12 protein-coding genes, 1 rRNA gene, 1 pseudogene and 1 riboswitch are annotated in these 14,511 nt (G+C 48.0%); of the genes and pseudogenes, 9 read left to right on the top strand and 5 right to left on the bottom strand.

Features of this window, described 5'->3' with window-relative positions; all coding sequences use genetic code 11:
• Window positions 1-417 (bottom strand): 16S ribosomal RNA (locus L3V32_RS14580); the annotation flags it as partial.
• Window positions 418-931: 514 nt separating this feature from the next.
• Complete coding sequence (locus L3V32_RS14575; protein WP_237284592.1) at window positions 932-1,456, bottom strand: DUF3087 domain-containing protein; 525 nt, start codon at window positions 1,454-1,456, stop codon at window positions 932-934.
• A gap of 160 nt (window positions 1,457-1,616) precedes the next feature.
• Between L3V32_RS14575 and trmY the strand changes: the two genes are divergently transcribed.
• Complete coding sequence (trmY, locus tag L3V32_RS14570; RefSeq protein WP_005459965.1) at window positions 1,617-2,216, top strand: tRNA (pseudouridine(54)-N(1))-methyltransferase TrmY; 600 nt, start codon at window positions 1,617-1,619, stop codon at window positions 2,214-2,216.
• A gap of 80 nt (window positions 2,217-2,296) precedes the next feature.
• On the opposite strand, the gene L3V32_RS14565 is transcribed toward trmY, so the two are convergent.
• Window positions 2,297-3,640 (bottom strand): TldD/PmbA family protein, encoded by a 1,344-nt coding sequence (locus L3V32_RS14565; protein ID WP_237284591.1) that lies wholly within the window; start codon window positions 3,638-3,640, stop codon window positions 2,297-2,299.
• Complete coding sequence (locus L3V32_RS14560) at window positions 3,640-5,025, bottom strand: TldD/PmbA family protein (RefSeq protein WP_048625558.1); 1,386 nt, start codon at window positions 5,023-5,025, stop codon at window positions 3,640-3,642. Before L3V32_RS14560 ends, L3V32_RS14565 begins: the two co-directional genes overlap by 1 nt.
• Before the next feature lie 312 nt (window positions 5,026-5,337).
• A riboswitch (TPP riboswitch) is annotated at window positions 5,338-5,445 on the top strand.
• 96 nt (window positions 5,446-5,541) lie between these two features.
• On the opposite strand from L3V32_RS14560, the gene thiD reads away from it, so the two are divergent.
• The 8 genes and pseudogenes from thiD to L3V32_RS14520 all read left to right on the top strand — a co-directional run bounded on the left by thiD (window position 5,542) and on the right by L3V32_RS14520 (window position 11,993).
• Window positions 5,542-6,402 carry a bifunctional hydroxymethylpyrimidine kinase/phosphomethylpyrimidine kinase gene (thiD, locus tag L3V32_RS14555; RefSeq protein ID WP_237284590.1) on the top strand — a complete coding sequence of 287 codons (861 nt, stop codon included), beginning with the start codon at window positions 5,542-5,544 and terminating at the stop codon, window positions 6,400-6,402.
• Window positions 6,392-7,150 (top strand): ABC transporter ATP-binding protein, encoded by a 759-nt coding sequence (locus tag L3V32_RS14550; RefSeq protein ID WP_237284589.1) that lies wholly within the window; start codon window positions 6,392-6,394, stop codon window positions 7,148-7,150. The genes thiD and L3V32_RS14550 overlap by 11 nt, the downstream gene beginning before the upstream one ends.
• Before the next feature lie 58 nt (window positions 7,151-7,208).
• Window positions 7,209-7,943, top strand: a pseudogene (locus L3V32_RS14545) (ABC transporter permease); the annotation flags it as partial.
• Between the two features lie 22 nt (window positions 7,944-7,965).
• Window positions 7,966-8,916, top strand: coding sequence for an ABC transporter substrate-binding protein (locus tag L3V32_RS14540; RefSeq protein WP_237284587.1), 951 nt, complete (start codon window positions 7,966-7,968; stop codon window positions 8,914-8,916).
• A gap of 18 nt (window positions 8,917-8,934) precedes the next feature.
• Window positions 8,935-9,597 carry a thiaminase II gene (gene tenA / locus L3V32_RS14535; protein WP_006740999.1) on the top strand — a complete coding sequence of 221 codons (663 nt, stop codon included), beginning with the start codon at window positions 8,935-8,937 and terminating at the stop codon, window positions 9,595-9,597.
• An 18-nt stretch (window positions 9,598-9,615) separates the two neighbouring features.
• Entirely contained in the window at window positions 9,616-10,407 is a 792-nt protein-coding gene (gene thiM, locus L3V32_RS14530; protein WP_237284586.1) for a hydroxyethylthiazole kinase, read from the top strand.
• Between the two features lie 63 nt (window positions 10,408-10,470).
• Complete coding sequence (gene thiE / locus L3V32_RS14525) at window positions 10,471-11,085, top strand: thiamine phosphate synthase (protein WP_237284585.1); 615 nt, start codon at window positions 10,471-10,473, stop codon at window positions 11,083-11,085.
• Between the two features lie 182 nt (window positions 11,086-11,267).
• Window positions 11,268-11,993: a phosphatase PAP2 family protein gene (locus tag L3V32_RS14520; protein ID WP_237284584.1), complete on the top strand. Its 726-nt coding sequence runs from the start codon at window positions 11,268-11,270 to the stop codon at window positions 11,991-11,993.
• A 69-nt stretch (window positions 11,994-12,062) separates the two neighbouring features.
• Here L3V32_RS14520 and L3V32_RS14515 read toward each other — a convergent pair whose 3' ends face one another.
• Complete coding sequence (locus tag L3V32_RS14515) at window positions 12,063-14,510, bottom strand: trimethylamine-N-oxide reductase 2 (protein WP_237284583.1); 2,448 nt, start codon at window positions 14,508-14,510, stop codon at window positions 12,063-12,065.
• Between the last annotated feature and the right edge of the window lies 1 nt (window position 14,511).

Genomic DNA, 14,511 nt, shown 5'->3' with positions numbered 1-14,511 from the left:
ACACGCGGCATGGCTGCATCAGGCTTGCGCCCATTGTGCAATATTCCCCACTGCTGCCTCCCGTAGGAGTCTGGACCGTGTCTCAGTTCCAGTGTGGCTGATCATCCTCTCAGACCAGCTAGGGATCGTCGCCTTGGTGAGCCCTTACCTCACCAACTAGCTAATCCCACCTAGGCATATCCTGACGCGAGAGGCCCGAAGGTCCCCCTCTTTGGCCCGTAGGCATCATGCGGTATTAGCCATCGTTTCCAATGGTTATCCCCCACATCAGGGCAATTTCCTAGGCATTACTCACCCGTCCGCCGCTCGACGCCGTTATCGTTCCCCGAAGGTTCAGATAACTCGTTTCCGCTCGACTTGCATGTGTTAGGCCTGCCGCCAGCGTTCAATCTGAGCCATGATCAAACTCTTCAATTTAAGATTTTGTCGGCTCAATGAATACTGAACATTACATAAAGTAATGTTTGAATTGACTGTGCTCTTATTGGTTTTCACTTTTAAAAAGTGAAATAAAACAGCTCAAGGCTGCTTTCCAATTCGAATGGTCACTTCGTTTCATTGAAACCTAATTTGAAGCCGAAGCTTCTAATTGGATTATCATCAACGAGTGCCCACACAGATTGATAGGTCTATATTGTTAAAGAGCTTGCTTCGTAAGCTTTGCTATCGAAGTGGAGGCGTATTCTAAGGAATTAACTTTCAGTGTCAAACACTTTTTTAAATTAATTTTTAGAAGCTTTTCTTTCGCCTTGTTGCCAACCGCTTTTGCGTTTCCGCTTTGCCCTGACAACGGAGGCGCATTATAGGGAGATGATTTTTCTTGGCAACCCCTTTTTAGAAAAAAAACTAAAAAAAAGCGTCGAATGATTAAATCTCACTCAAACGCTTATTTTTAGCACTCAGTTGTTAACTTCAAGTAGCAAATAGGCAATCAGTATGTGTCTACCCAGCTCTCTTTAAAGCTGGTGATATCAAGATCCAGTGATTGCGCCGCTTCGATTTGCTCAATTGCCTCTAATTCTTTATTTACACTATTCATCGTCAATGTGTTGTTGTCTAACTCAAACACTTGTTGTTGAGTTTTGTAATAGAACTTAAGCGTAGTGAGCGCTTTTACATCGTCATTGCTCGCGGCTGCTTTAATGCTTTTTAGTTTACGAAATATTTTATTGTGCAGTTGCTTGAGCTTCCAAACGTACAGCACCTCTTCCATGTATGGTCGAGTTTTAATTTGATTCAATAAAGAGAGGGAAGTTGCGACTGCGAGAAGGACACCAATCAAATTCCAATGAAAGTTTCCCGTTGATTGTTCAGGTACGACTTCAGTGTTGCCAAACAAAACAATAAGCAAGGTACTAAAGGCAAGAGATGAGATAGCGAGCAACGCAACAAAACCGCCAATCACCAGTTTTACTTTCTTTTTATAAATGTCTTTATTTATCTTTTTGATTTCCATATACCGCTCCTAACAGGGTTGCCTCCTATTCTAACCAGCACACTCCGCACGACAATCGAAGCTTTGTAAGTAAGTTCACATTTACTATTAAACTCGCATCCGTTCCCTGCTTGGGTATATACTTCCGCGCATTCACTCTTCCTATATAGAGGCTAAATTCATGCGCTCTTTTGTTTTACGAGCTCGCGCGGCGCCAACGACCAGCAAAGCACTATTAGAAGGTGTTGGTAACGAGGCGCATACCGAGATCCTTGCTCATACCATGATGAACACCATGTTCGTGGCACAATCTCACCGTGAAGATGTGGTTGTCCACTTGGTATTAGAGAGCACGAAGGATTACTCGCGCACGATTACCATTCGTTCAAACGACATTACCAATATTGGTGGTTTTCACGAGTCAACGTTGATCGCTGCCGTTGCCCGTGCGTTGGACGCATCTGTTGGTATGGGTAAAGAGCAGCTTCGTGAAGTTGAGCCGGGTATTACGGTTCGTACAGTGAGCTTCGAACGCTTGGTTCAAGAACTGGCAGAAGACCACCAACTTTATATGTTGGACAAGAAAGGCGAATTTGTTCGTGATGCAGAAATTGGTGAAAACCCATGTTTCTTGCTAACCGACCACATTCCGATGCCGAAGAAGTCGTTCAACAGCTTGAAGCGCCTAGGTACTGAGAAAATCAGCCTTGGACCTAAGATGCTGTTTGCTTCTCAGTGTGTGGTATTGATCCACAACGAACTGGATATCCGCGAATTCTAGTTATTCGCGTATATGTTGCTAGATGATGAAAGAGGACTCGATTGAGTCCTCTTTTTTGTTTCTGACTTTCTATGCCGCGCTTACTTACCGCCAATGCTCAATCGAGCAAAACGCACATCTGGCGCGAAGAAAGTGCGGCTATCATTAATAAGCTGCGTATCACCCACAGCTTCTACTTCTTGCAGCATCTTATAGAAGTTACCGGCTACCGTGATCCCACGAACTGGTTGAACGCGCTCTCCATCACGGCACAAGAAGCCACTCGCACCAAATGAGAAATCACCACTGACAGCATCTGCACCAGAGTGAACCCCTTGCAGTTCGACTAATTCTAGGTATTCACCTACTTTGACTTCTGGCGCACTGCTGTTGCCTGTCGCAATCACTTTATGATTTGCCGATACGTCTAGGCTCGATTTTGCACAGCGAGATGCACTTGCCGTCGACACTGCACCCAAATAACTCGCTGTTTGGCTATTGTGCAATAGCGTATTCAGTTGGCCATTGGCGATCAACACATTGTCTTGAGTAGCAAAGCCTTCACTATCAAAACTTGCGATTGCCATACCATTTGGCATGTAAGCCGCATCGGTAAAGGTGATCAGTTCACTTGCAACGCTTTGACCAAGCTTGTCACCCAGTGGCGAGATGCCTTTCATCGCACTCACACCAGAAAACGCACTGCCGAATGCACCAAACAGGCTGCTTAAAGCATTGATGTGGAAAATGGCCGGATAGTTACCTGTCGCAACCGGAGCGCCTTCAAGAAGATCGCGAGCAAGGTTGTAACCGCCTTCTATACAATAAGCTGGATCCAACTCATCAAAACGGCGACCTAGCGACATTCTTCCCGCCATCGACTGTTTGCCGTCTTTTTCAAACAAGGTATACGCGTAACAAGTGAACGATCGCTCGAAATGTTGACATAACGTACCTTGAGTATTCGCGATGATGAGCTGAGTTTCACCGTCACTGTAACCATTGTATGGTGAGCTTGAAGCGTGAGGCAGAGCCACAACACCTTGCTCAAGCGCAAGGGACAGTTCAATTTTCTCATCGACCGATGTGGTATCGTCTTGCGCAATTTCTGCAATATCAGTGGTGATTTTACTGTTTACGCAGCTGATGGTTTGATGTTCATCTTGCTTGGAAAAGCGAGCACTTTGCAGCGCGTTTGTGAGCATCAAATCTAAACTTGGTTGCTCTAGTGATTCAGAATAACTTGTCGCGACACGAGCATCTTTCACAACACGAACACCCAGAACTTGGCTTGAGCTTACTTTGTACTCATCCAGCTTTCCTTGGTTCGCTTTCAGAGAAAAGCTGCTGTTGCGGTTTACAATGACGTCCGCTTCTGCGCCTTGACGCTTTGCTTCTGATAGGACGTAATCAACCGCATTAAGAAGTTGTTTTTCTTGGCTCATTAGTTACCGCCTCCTACCAGAATATTATCTACTTTCAGTGTTGGCTGACCGACTGTTGTTGGTACTGAACCACTTACTGAACCACACATGCCCGGCGCAAGCGCCATGTCTTTACCGACCATGCTGATTTCTTTCAACACTTTAGGGCCCGTACTGATCAGCGTTGCTGTTTTCAGAGGTTTGGTAATTTTGCCATTTTCAATGAGATAAGCTTCACGAACAGCAAAGTTAAACTCACCTGTTCCCGGTTGAACCGAGCCACCACCCATCTTCTTCGCATAGATACCACGTTCGATACCTGCCAGCATGTCATCAAGTGAATGCTCGCCTTCTTCAATAAAGGTGTTACGCATTCGCGAGGTTGGTGCGAACTTGTAGTTCTGACGACGACCAGAACCCGTAGGCTCATAACCTGTCTTCATACCACCCATTTTATCGACCATAAAGCTGGTTAGCTTACCGTCTTTGATCAATTGAGTGCGCTGAGTCTTCATGCCTTCGTCATCAACATGAATCGAGCCCCATTCGTTGGTCATGGTGCCATCATCAACTGCATTCACTGCGGTGTGAGCAACCATTTCGCCCATCTTGTCGTGGAATACGGACGCTTTCTTCGCAACCGAAGTGGTTTCGAGTAAGTGGCCACACGCTTCATGGAAGATAACGCCGCCAAAGCCGTTACCAATCACCACTGGCATTTCACCTGATGGACAAGCATCAGCGCCAAGTTTCACTAACGCTTGCTGCGCGATAGTTTGACCCAGCTCTTTCGCATCAAGCTGTTCGCTGAACTCCCAACCAGCAAGAGCGCCAGGACCTTCCATACCAGAAGACTGCTCATTACCTTTTTGAGCAACGGTGTTACCCGCCACACGAATGTAGTGACGCGTATCGTCTACATGCAAACCTTCTGAGTTGAAGATAGACACTTGCTGCTCGCGCTGAAGCACACTACCAATGAACTGGCTGATGTACTCACTTTCTGCACGCGCAGCTTGGTCAACTTTCAATAGAAACGCGATTTTTGAATCTAAGTTGGCATCCTGACTTAACGGCATGCGGCAACCGTGTTGGATTGGGTAGCGGTTCAAATTCAAAGAACCTGCTGACGCGATTTGTTCACGCTTGTCTTTTGCCGCAAGCAATGACGTTACGCGTTTTAGCTCGGCTTCGTCCGTGCTATTGGTGTATCCATAAAGCACTTTGTGACCGAAGAAGAGGCGAATGCCGATACCAAAATCAATCCCCGAATTGATCTTGTCCACCTCACCAGATGCGATCTGGACGGTGTTAGTTTGATGATGTTCAACGAATAGTTCAGCGAAATCAGCCCCCAAAAAGAGTGCATGATCGATCACTGACTTCGCTGTTGCAGAATTAAGCATGAAGTCTCCTTGCTCGATGATCGTCTTAGCCTTCCTAATTAACTGTCGAAAAGTTCAACAAAGTTAAATTGGCAACGCGTTAAATTTTAACAGTTTTTTAACCTTGTTTTGTGCTAATCCTTGCTTAACGAGACCACGATTATTTATTAAATATTCCAGGTTCAGCTCTTTCACCAGAGCGTTGCACTAGTAAATTCCACACGACGAACCATTTAGATGCTTACTCTATCACTCACCTCGCATAATTGAATACTCAATAATAATTACTCTCAAAAAACGTATCCCTTCTACAAGGGTCCTGCTATCATCCGAGCGAAATAGTCGGGGGGCCACGCGATAAGCGTTGGCTGAGATCGAGATTCGAGACCCGTTGAACCTGATTCAGTTAGCACTGACGTAGGGAACTATGCGCACTTTGCCTTTCGCCGCTCCTCTTCGGCGAGCGAAACGATCGAACAATCGATCTATCCACAACGGTCAAAGTCAGTTCCTATACGTCTTGTAGTAGGAGCGACCATGACGCAGCAATCACAGCCATCTTTACACCAGGCACAATCACCTATAACCACCCCAGTTGTCTTAACCATCGCAGGCTCCGACAGCGGCGGCGGCGCAGGCATCCAAGCCGATATCAAAGCGATGTCCGCCACTGGCAGCTTTGCCTGCTCAGTGATTACCGCCATCACCTCACAAAACACGCAAGGCGTTTCTGCGATTTTCCCTATTCCTCTTGATCACGTTGAAAGCCAACTCGATGCAGTGTTTACCGATCTCAATATTGTGGCGGTAAAAGTCGGCATGCTGGCGGATTCGAACATCATTAAAGTCGTTGCTAACAAGATTAAGCAATACCAACCTAAACATCTTGTGATTGATCCCGTCATGGTCGCCACCAGCGGTGATTTGCTACTTGAGCAATCAGCAATCAGCACATTAAGAGAAGAGTTAATTCCACTGGCAGACATCATCACCCCTAACCTGCCAGAGGGTGCAGCACTGACGGGTAAGCCAGTGCCTCAATCAGAATCTGAAATGAACGATATGATTACCGACCTTCGTGCACTTGGTGCCAAAGCTATTCTGCTCAAAGGCGGTCATCTTGAAGAAAATGAAAACAGCAACGATCTGCTGATCATGCAAAACAGTGCGGAGTTAATCAGCGCCAAGCGTTTTCCGACCAAAAACACCCACGGTACGGGCTGTACACTGTCTTCCGCCATTGCGTCTTACCTTAGTCAAGGCAACAACCTGCACAAAGCGGTGCACCTTGGTAAGCAGTACATCAGCCAAGCTATCGCACACGCTGATGAATTGGAAGTGGGGAAAGGTCACGGCCCTGTGAATCACTTTTTTTCGGGTCATACTTATGTTCGCTAACGCGATTGGCATTCAGCTTTCCGACGCCAGTTTGCAATACAAAGACAGCCAAACACCGACTTTAGCGGGAGTGAACATGACCATTCCTGTCGGTCAATGGACGGTATTACTCGGACGAAGTGGCTGCGGGAAAACCACAATATTGCGTTACTTAGCTGGCCTACTGGATGACCAAGTTGACTGGCATGGCGAACTCATCACAACCGATGGCGCTGCACTGCATGACCGTATCGCTTACATGGCTCAGCAGGATTTATTGCTACCGTGGCTTAACGTGCTGGATAACGTCTGCCTCAGCTCGCGCTTTTCTCACGCCAATTCAAATCCAGCGGATGAGAAACAACGCGCTCTCAACTTGTTAGAGCACGTTGGGTTGGCAGATTACGCTTACGCCAAACCCGCTCAACTCTCCGGAGGTATGCGACAGCGCGTAGCCCTTGCTCGCACTCTGATGCAAGACAAACCTTTGGTTTTGATGGATGAACCTTTCTCCGCGCTAGATGCGGTCACTCGCCACAAATTGCAAACTCTCTCTGCCGAGTTACTTAAGGACAAAACCGTTGTCTTGATTACGCACGATCCGCAAGAAGCGGTGCGATTGGCACACCAACTCTATGTGTTGCAAGGCACGCCTGCTCAAGCGCAGCACTTGGTTGTTCCGGACTCCAAGCCACCAAGATCTCTCAATGGAGAGTGCGCAGCGCTACAGCAGGCGATTTTGGATCAGTTGGAGAAAGACTATGAGTGATATGACTCAGTACAACTCCGTTTCGGCGCGTATTAGTAAAAAGGAACGCGTAACTCATCCGGCGTTGCGTCTGCTGACCAGCGCAGCCGTGATCTTAGGTTTGTGGCAACTCATTGTAGTGGTGTTTGACATGCCAAGCTTCATCTTGCCTTCGCCAATAGAAGTATTGGATAGATTAATCACTCGATACGACGTGCTACTCAAACACACTTGGGTCACCGCGCAAGAGATCCTTCTTGGCCTCGCACTCGGCTTATCGATGGGGTTGCTATTCGCTTTACAAATGCTGATGTTCGAGCCGCTGAAGCGTTGGTTACTCCCAATTCTGATTGCTAGCCAAGCAATTCCAGTATTTGCTATCGCGCCAGTGCTCATGCTTTGGCTGGGTTACGGCATTGCATCGAAAGTAGTAATGGCGGCGATCATCATCTTTTTCCCTGTAACAACTTGTTGTTATGACGGACTGCGCAACACCCCCACCGGCTATCTCGATCTTGCCAAAACCATGGGCGCATCGAAATGGCAATTACTGCGCCATATTCAACTACCTGCCTCCCTACCAACGTTAGCGTCTGGTATTCGCGTTGCCGTGGTTATTGCGCCGATTGGTGCTGTGGTAGGTGAATGGGTCGGCTCAAGTGAGGGCCTAGGCTATCTGATGCTGCAAGCCAACGCACGCATGATCATCGATGAGATGTTCGCGGCACTATTCATCCTCGCCGCGCTGTCTATCGCACTCTATTTCACCACTGACAAATTACTGAAAAAAGCTATTCCCTGGGAAAACAAATAGGGAAAGAAAAAGGAAGAACCCCGTGAATAAAAACAAACTCATGAGCGCTGCTGCTCTGCTCGCTTCAATCGTTTCAACTAACGTACTTGCTGCCGAAAAGGAGCTTACTTTAATGCTGGATTGGTTCGTTAACCCGAACCATGGCCCTATCGTGATCGCACAAGAGCGCGGCTACTTTAAACAGCAAGGTTTGAAGATCAATATCCAAGAACCCGCCGACCCAAGCACTCCACCCAAACTAGTTGCGGCTGGCAAAGTCGATATGGCGATTTCATACCAACCTAGCCTGACCATCGACGTAGCGGCTGGCTTGCCATTAATTCGCTCTGCGACCTTGATTGCTACTCCCCTCAACACGTTGATGGTGCTGGATAACGGTAAGAATGAAAACCTTGGCGACTTGAAAGGCAAGAAGATCGGTATTGCGATCGCAGGCAACGAAGAAGCGACAATCGGCACCATGCTAGCGCAAGAAAACGTGAAGTTTTCTGACGTACAAATCATCAACGTAGGTTGGGCGCTGTCTTCGTCTCTTGCGTCTGGCAAGGTGGATGCGATTTGGGGCGGTCTACGTAACTTCGAAACCAACCAACTTGCATTAGAAGGTTATAAAGCTAAGGCCTTCTTCCCTGAAGAACACGGCGTGCCAGCGTATGACGAGTTAGTCTTCGTAGCCAATGCGAAAACCTACGACAAAGAAGCCATCAAGGCATTCAACAAAGCACTAGAACAAGCAACCACTTACATCGTTAACCATCCAAAAGAGTCGTGGAAAGAGTTTGTGGCTTATTCACCAGACACGCTCAACAACGAGCTCAACCAACGCGCTTGGAACGACACGCTAACTCGTTTCGCTCTTCGTCCATCAGCCGTCGATCTAAAGCGCTATGACGATTACGCCGAGTTCATGTACTCACAAAAAATCATCGAAACGCTACCAAAAGCGAAAGATTACGTACCGAGCTTTGACTAATTACGAGGCAGTCTCATTATGAAATACCAAGATTTGATCGACGCTTGCCGCCAAGATTGGCAAGAATACACAGAACATGCCTTCGTGCAGCAATTGGCCAAAGGCACACTGGCTCAACCTTGTTTTCTACATTACTTGAAGCAAGATTTCTTATTCCTAAAACAGTACGCGCGAGCTTATGCGCTGGCAATCTACAAAGCACGTACGTTAGACGACATGCGCCGCGCACTACCAAGCGTACATGCGCTTTTAGATTCAGAGATTGCCCACCATGTTACCTACTGCGGTCAGTGGGGATTGACGGAATCTGATCTCGAAAACGAGCCGGAAGATTTTGGCACGGTGGCTTACACGCGCTACGTATTGGATGCAGGCATGACGGGCGACTTAGTTGACTTGTATGCCGCGCTCGCCCCTTGCTCCATCGGCTACGCCGTCATTGGTAAAATGCTGATTGAAGATGAAAACACGGTATTCGAAGGCAATCCTTACGCAAGTTGGATTAACTTGTACGGCGGTGAAGAGTTCCAATCAGGCGTGGCAAGTGGGGCCGAACACTTTAACCAGTTGCTGGCTGAAATCGACATCCACAGCCAGCGCGGTCAAAACCTGATTCAGGTCTTCAAAACCGCAACGCGTATGGAAGTGGCGTTTTGGCAACAAGGTCTAAACGCACAATAAGGTTAATTGGAGAATCTCATGTTAATAGAACAAATCACTCAAGCATTAACCGCAGTGCGTCAGAAAAAGCCTTTAGTCGTGAACATTACCAACTACGTGGTGATGAACAACACGGCGAACGCTTTATTGGCTATCGGTGCTTCGCCAATCATGGCGCATTCAAAGCAAGAAATGGCAGAAATGATGTCGTTTGCTGGCGCTTTGGTGATCAACATCGGCACCCTAGACAGCGTTTGGACGCCGCGCATGAGCTATGCCGTCGAGCAAGCCAACTCGAACGGTAAAATCGTTGTGTTCGACCCTGTCGGTTGCGGTGCAAGTTCACTGCGCACCGAAACCTCGCGCGAAATCGCCCGCCTTGCAAACAAGTTAATCATTCGTGGTAATGCTTCCGAAATCATTGCTCTCGCTGGTGAGCAAGCGCAAAGCAAAGGTGTAGATGCACTCGACAGTAGTGATGCAGCCCTTGGGGCGGCTCACTTCGTAGTTGAAAAATACGGAGCGAGCGTGGTCATCTCCGGCGAAACTGACTACATCGTGACAAAAGAGCAAACCGTCCAGTTGAATAATGGTCACGAGATGATGCCTTACGTGACGGGCATGGGCTGCACACTGACGGCACTGACTGGCGCTTTCGCAGCAATCGGCGACGAAACAGGCCTTGCTGCGGCAGCGGTGCTTGGCGTTGTGGGTGAAATTGCGGCTGAGCAAGCGCGAGGGCCAGGTAGCTTGCAAATGCATCTTTTGGATGAGCTTTACCAACTGGATGAAGAAACACTTGCAACACGTCTTACATTACAAGTGAGATAATTCGCTTCTCAATGCTTTAAACGCCTCTCACTCCAACGAAAGTGGGAGGCGAAAGGAAACACAATGAACGCCTATCGTTTGTATTTGGTCACCGACGACCAACAAGATTTATCCACTCTCAAACACGTTGTAAGAAAGGCGGTAGAAGGTGGGGTCACCATGGTGCAGGTGCGTGAAAAACATGGTGACGTTCGTGCATTTATTGAACGAGCTCAAGCCGTAAAGACGATCCTTGAAGGCACTGGAGTCCCGTTAATCATCAATGATCGTGTTGATGTTGCCCTTGCTGTTGATGCTGATGGTGTCCACTTGGGGCAATCAGATATGCCCGCAACTATCGCTCGCGAGTTGATTGGACCAAACAAAATTCTCGGCTTATCGATTGAGACTGAAGAGCAGTTGGCAGAGGCGGGGTCTCTGCCCATTGATTACATCGGCTTGAGTGCCATCTTCGCTACACCAACCAAAACCAACACCAAAAAACACTGGGGTATTGAAGGTTTGAAGATGGCGCTGAACACCACGTCCTTACCAATCGTCGCTATTGGTGGCATCAACGAAACCAACATTCCTGCCCTGAGTGCGACAGGTGTGCATGGTTTGGCTTTGGTTTCTGCCATTTGTCATGCAGAAAACCCAACCAAAGCAGCAGAATACTTACGTTCTCTGATGGATTAAGCCCCCAACGCTTAAGGATGAGCGCCTTTACCCTCCGGATAAATGTCATCAATTCATCACTCAGCCTTCATTCTCTCGTCAAATTGACAAAGCGTTGATAAGTTTTTCACGCCAGATAACGTAAGATAAGCCCCTTATTTTCACGTGGTTGAATAACCCTCAATAAAAACAAAACGCTCTCAATGAAAACCAAAAAATATGGATTGATGATGCTCGCCTTGTTTGTTCTTGGCATCATCCCAATGTCGCTGTTTGGCTCTTATCACAATCTCACTTCACAGGTGCCTGAAAGGATGGGTATTACTTTTACTTTGCTCACAGATTCTGCTGGCAGCAAAGGCTTTTTAATTACCTTAACGCTGCTACTGCTTTCTTTATTTCGCTTTAAGCCAAGTCGCACTGAGTGGATGCAAAAACTCTCAATGTTAGGGTTGTTACTTGTGATTGGCTTTGCCAGCAAAACGGGGCTAAAACTGATGACAGAAAGCCCGCGCCCGTACACGGAATTGCTCGCAGCAGAACAATTGATTGAAACACCAGAAACGTTTTATCAGTTGGAGACAAAGCAACAAGCCAACGTAATTAACCAGATTTCTGAACACGTCAGTGATTGGCGGACGCGGCATTGGCAAGGCGAGAAAGACTATTCTTTCCCGTCCGGCCATACGATTTTCGTTTCGATTTGTCTGGCTTTCTTTGGTGGGTTGTTCTTACAGAACAAGTGCTATATCTCTGCACTGTCATTGTGGATGTGGGGAATGAGCGTCGCATATAGCCGCTTATGGCTGGGCATGCATCGCCCTGAAGATTTAATAGGTTCGGTCTTGTTTGTCGCGATTGTATTTACTTTACTCCCGACATTTCAGATTAAGAAACAGATGCCGTTTGTTTCTCTCGCTTCGCGCTAATGTGAACGATGACTAGATAAAAAAGAAGCCAGCGATTCGCTGGCTTCTTGCTTTCAAGCGCTACTTTTTTTAGCCATTTCTTGGTGGTTCAAAGGCTGTTAGTTCTAATTCTGGGCCTGTGTATTTTTCAATACGAACCAATGCCGAGTTCGCCGCACAGCCGTTTGCAAGTCGAGAGGTCGGAATATCCAACGTTAACACGTTACAACCGCCGTTCTTACAAATGCCGGTTTTCGGATCCAAATCCGGCCAACCGCCTTCATGAATACACACTGAACCTTGCTTGATTCGGTCAGTCACTTCTGCGCCAACCAATACTTGGCCACGGTTGTTAAACGCACGAACTAGATCGCCCGTTTTAATACCACGCGCTTTCGCATCTTCAGGGTGAATCCAAATAGGCTCACGGTTTGCAATTGCGTACTCTTCGCGAATCTTCGCGTAGTTAAACTGGCTGTGTAGACGATGCGCTGCGTGCGCGGTCATTAGCTGCAACTCGCCATCTTTTGCATTGCCAGTGTACTCGGTTGGTGCCATCCACGTTGGGTGTGGAGGACAGTCTTCCAACTGGTAACCTTCAATCGTTTTCGAGAAGATTTCAATCTTACCACTTGGCGTACCTAGCGGATTCATGATCGGGTCTTCACGGAAATCCGCGTAACGAACAAACTGTGCGTTCTTCTCGTTCCACTTCATCTCGATCAGTTGGTTATCTTCCCAGAACTTGCTGAAGTTCGGCATTGCTACGCGAGAGCCACGGCCACCTTGTTGCGCCGCCTTGTAGAAGCCGTACAGCCATTCCATTTCGGTTTTGCCTTCGGTGTACACATCACGGCCACCCGGTGCTAGCATCTCCGCCATGTCCGCGAATACGTCGAAGTCATTACGCGCTTCACCTTGCGGCTCAACCACTTTCTTCATTGGCACCAAGTGTTGGTTACTGTAGTCGCCTGTCATCGTTAAGTCATTACGCTCGAACGATGTGGTGATTGGCAGAACGACATCCGCATGCTTCGCCGCTGCTGTCCAATAAGGTTCTGAAATCACGATCAGCTCAGGCTTTTGCCACGCTTTAATCAAGCGGTTGGTGTCTTGGTGGTGAGTAAAGTTCGCACCACCTGCCCACCAAATCATCTTGATATCTGGGAACGTCAGTTTATGACCGTTGTGATGGTAGGATTGACCTGGGTTTTCCAACGCCTCGACAATACGCGCCACAGGGAAGCTTTGCACCGCGCCAGATACCGCCCAGTCGTTACCCGCAGAAGAGCCGCCACCCAGTGATGCTGAAATCGCAGGAAGCACGCCAGCGTCACGAGCAGGGTTACCACCGTTTGAGTAGTGGTAAGAGAAACCAAAACCACCGCCCGGTAAACCGATTTGACCCAACATCGTTGCCAGTGTAACCAGCATCCAGTGACGCTGCTCACCGTATTGTTGGCGCTGCATACCCCAACCAGCCATCAACATGGTGCGGTTTTTACTGAAGATGTCCGCCAGTAGCTCAAGTTGCTTCGCAGGTACGCCACAGATTTGTGATGCCCATTCTGCTGATTTTTCTACGCCGTCTTCTTCGCCCATCAGGTACGCTTCAAACTTATCGTAGCCTGCGGTGTATTTATCGAGGAAGGCTTTATCGTGCTTACCTTGTTTCACCAAGGTGTGTGCGATACCCATCATCATTGCTACGTCGGTCATTGGGTGAGGAGCAATCCACTCCGCATTCTCACCAAAGAACTCGATGGTTTCAGAACGAATAGGGTCAATCGCAATAACCGTCTTGCCTGATTTTTTCAATTGATGGAAGAATTCAAGACCAGCACAGTCTGTTGAGCTCCACGCGATTTTTAGAGTGTTGATTGGGTTTAAGCCCCAAAGCACAACCACATCGCTGTGCTCTAGTACCACTGGGTATGTAGTTTGTTGCTCGTACACTTCGATAGAGCCCACAACGTGCGGCATGATGATCTGCGCAGCACCCGTTGAGTAGTCACCCAAGTGGCCTGAATAGCCGCCCGCCATGCTCATGTAACGTTGCAGCAAGGTTTGTGCTTTGTGCAGCACGCCACTTGAACGCCAGCCGTAAGAGCCAGCAAACACAGAAGCCGCGCCATATTCTTTACGAATGCGCATGTGCTGTTCGTGGATCAGCTTGTAAGCCTCATCCCAAGACACACGCACAAACTCATCACTACCGCGCACACCTTCTGGCGACGATGGGTTTGCCAAGTAGCCTTTACGTACCATTGGGTACTTCACACGCGCCTTGGTATGCACTTGGTCAGGCCCAGTAGTTTGTAGACTATTTGGTACAGTTTGTGGAAGAGCATTAGTAGTCGATACTAGCTTGCCATCTTTCACTTCACATAACATTGGGCCCATGCGGCCCGCTGTCAAAATGCCCTTGCCACGCTGGTTTGAAGACGCAACAGACATAGGCGAAAAAGAAGTAAATGCCATGGCGCCAGCCGCCATACCTGTGCCTTTTAGAAATCCACGACGGGTTAAATTAGTCATA

Source organism: Vibrio sp. J2-4 (assembly GCF_021728155.1).
GTDB lineage: Bacteria > Pseudomonadota > Gammaproteobacteria > Enterobacterales > Vibrionaceae > Vibrio > Vibrio diabolicus.
This window is presented reverse-complemented; position numbering and strand designations above follow the sequence as displayed.

Excerpts from the sequence above, each read along its gene's own strand:
- L3V32_RS14575 (WP_237284592.1), bottom strand. The coding sequence starts at position 1,456 with ATGGAAATCAAAAAGATAAATAAAGACATTTATAAAAAGAAAGTAAAA.
- trmY (WP_005459965.1), top strand. The coding sequence starts at position 1,617 with ATGCGCTCTTTTGTTTTACGAGCTCGCGCGGCGCCAACGACCAGCAAA.
- L3V32_RS14565 (WP_237284591.1), bottom strand. The coding sequence starts at position 3,640 with ATGAGCCAAGAAAAACAACTTCTTAATGCGGTTGATTACGTCCTATCA.
- L3V32_RS14560 (WP_048625558.1), bottom strand. The coding sequence starts at position 5,025 with ATGCTTAATTCTGCAACAGCGAAGTCAGTGATCGATCATGCACTCTTT.
- thiD (WP_237284590.1), top strand. The coding sequence starts at position 5,542 with ATGACGCAGCAATCACAGCCATCTTTACACCAGGCACAATCACCTATA.
- L3V32_RS14550 (WP_237284589.1), top strand. The coding sequence starts at position 6,392 with ATGTTCGCTAACGCGATTGGCATTCAGCTTTCCGACGCCAGTTTGCAA.
- tenA (WP_006740999.1), top strand. The coding sequence starts at position 8,935 with ATGAAATACCAAGATTTGATCGACGCTTGCCGCCAAGATTGGCAAGAA.
- thiM (WP_237284586.1), top strand. The coding sequence starts at position 9,616 with ATGTTAATAGAACAAATCACTCAAGCATTAACCGCAGTGCGTCAGAAA.
- thiE (WP_237284585.1), top strand. The coding sequence starts at position 10,471 with ATGAACGCCTATCGTTTGTATTTGGTCACCGACGACCAACAAGATTTA.
- L3V32_RS14520 (WP_237284584.1), top strand. The coding sequence starts at position 11,268 with ATGAAAACCAAAAAATATGGATTGATGATGCTCGCCTTGTTTGTTCTT.
- L3V32_RS14515 (WP_237284583.1), bottom strand. The coding sequence starts at position 14,510 with ATGACTAATTTAACCCGTCGTGGATTTCTAAAAGGCACAGGTATGGCG.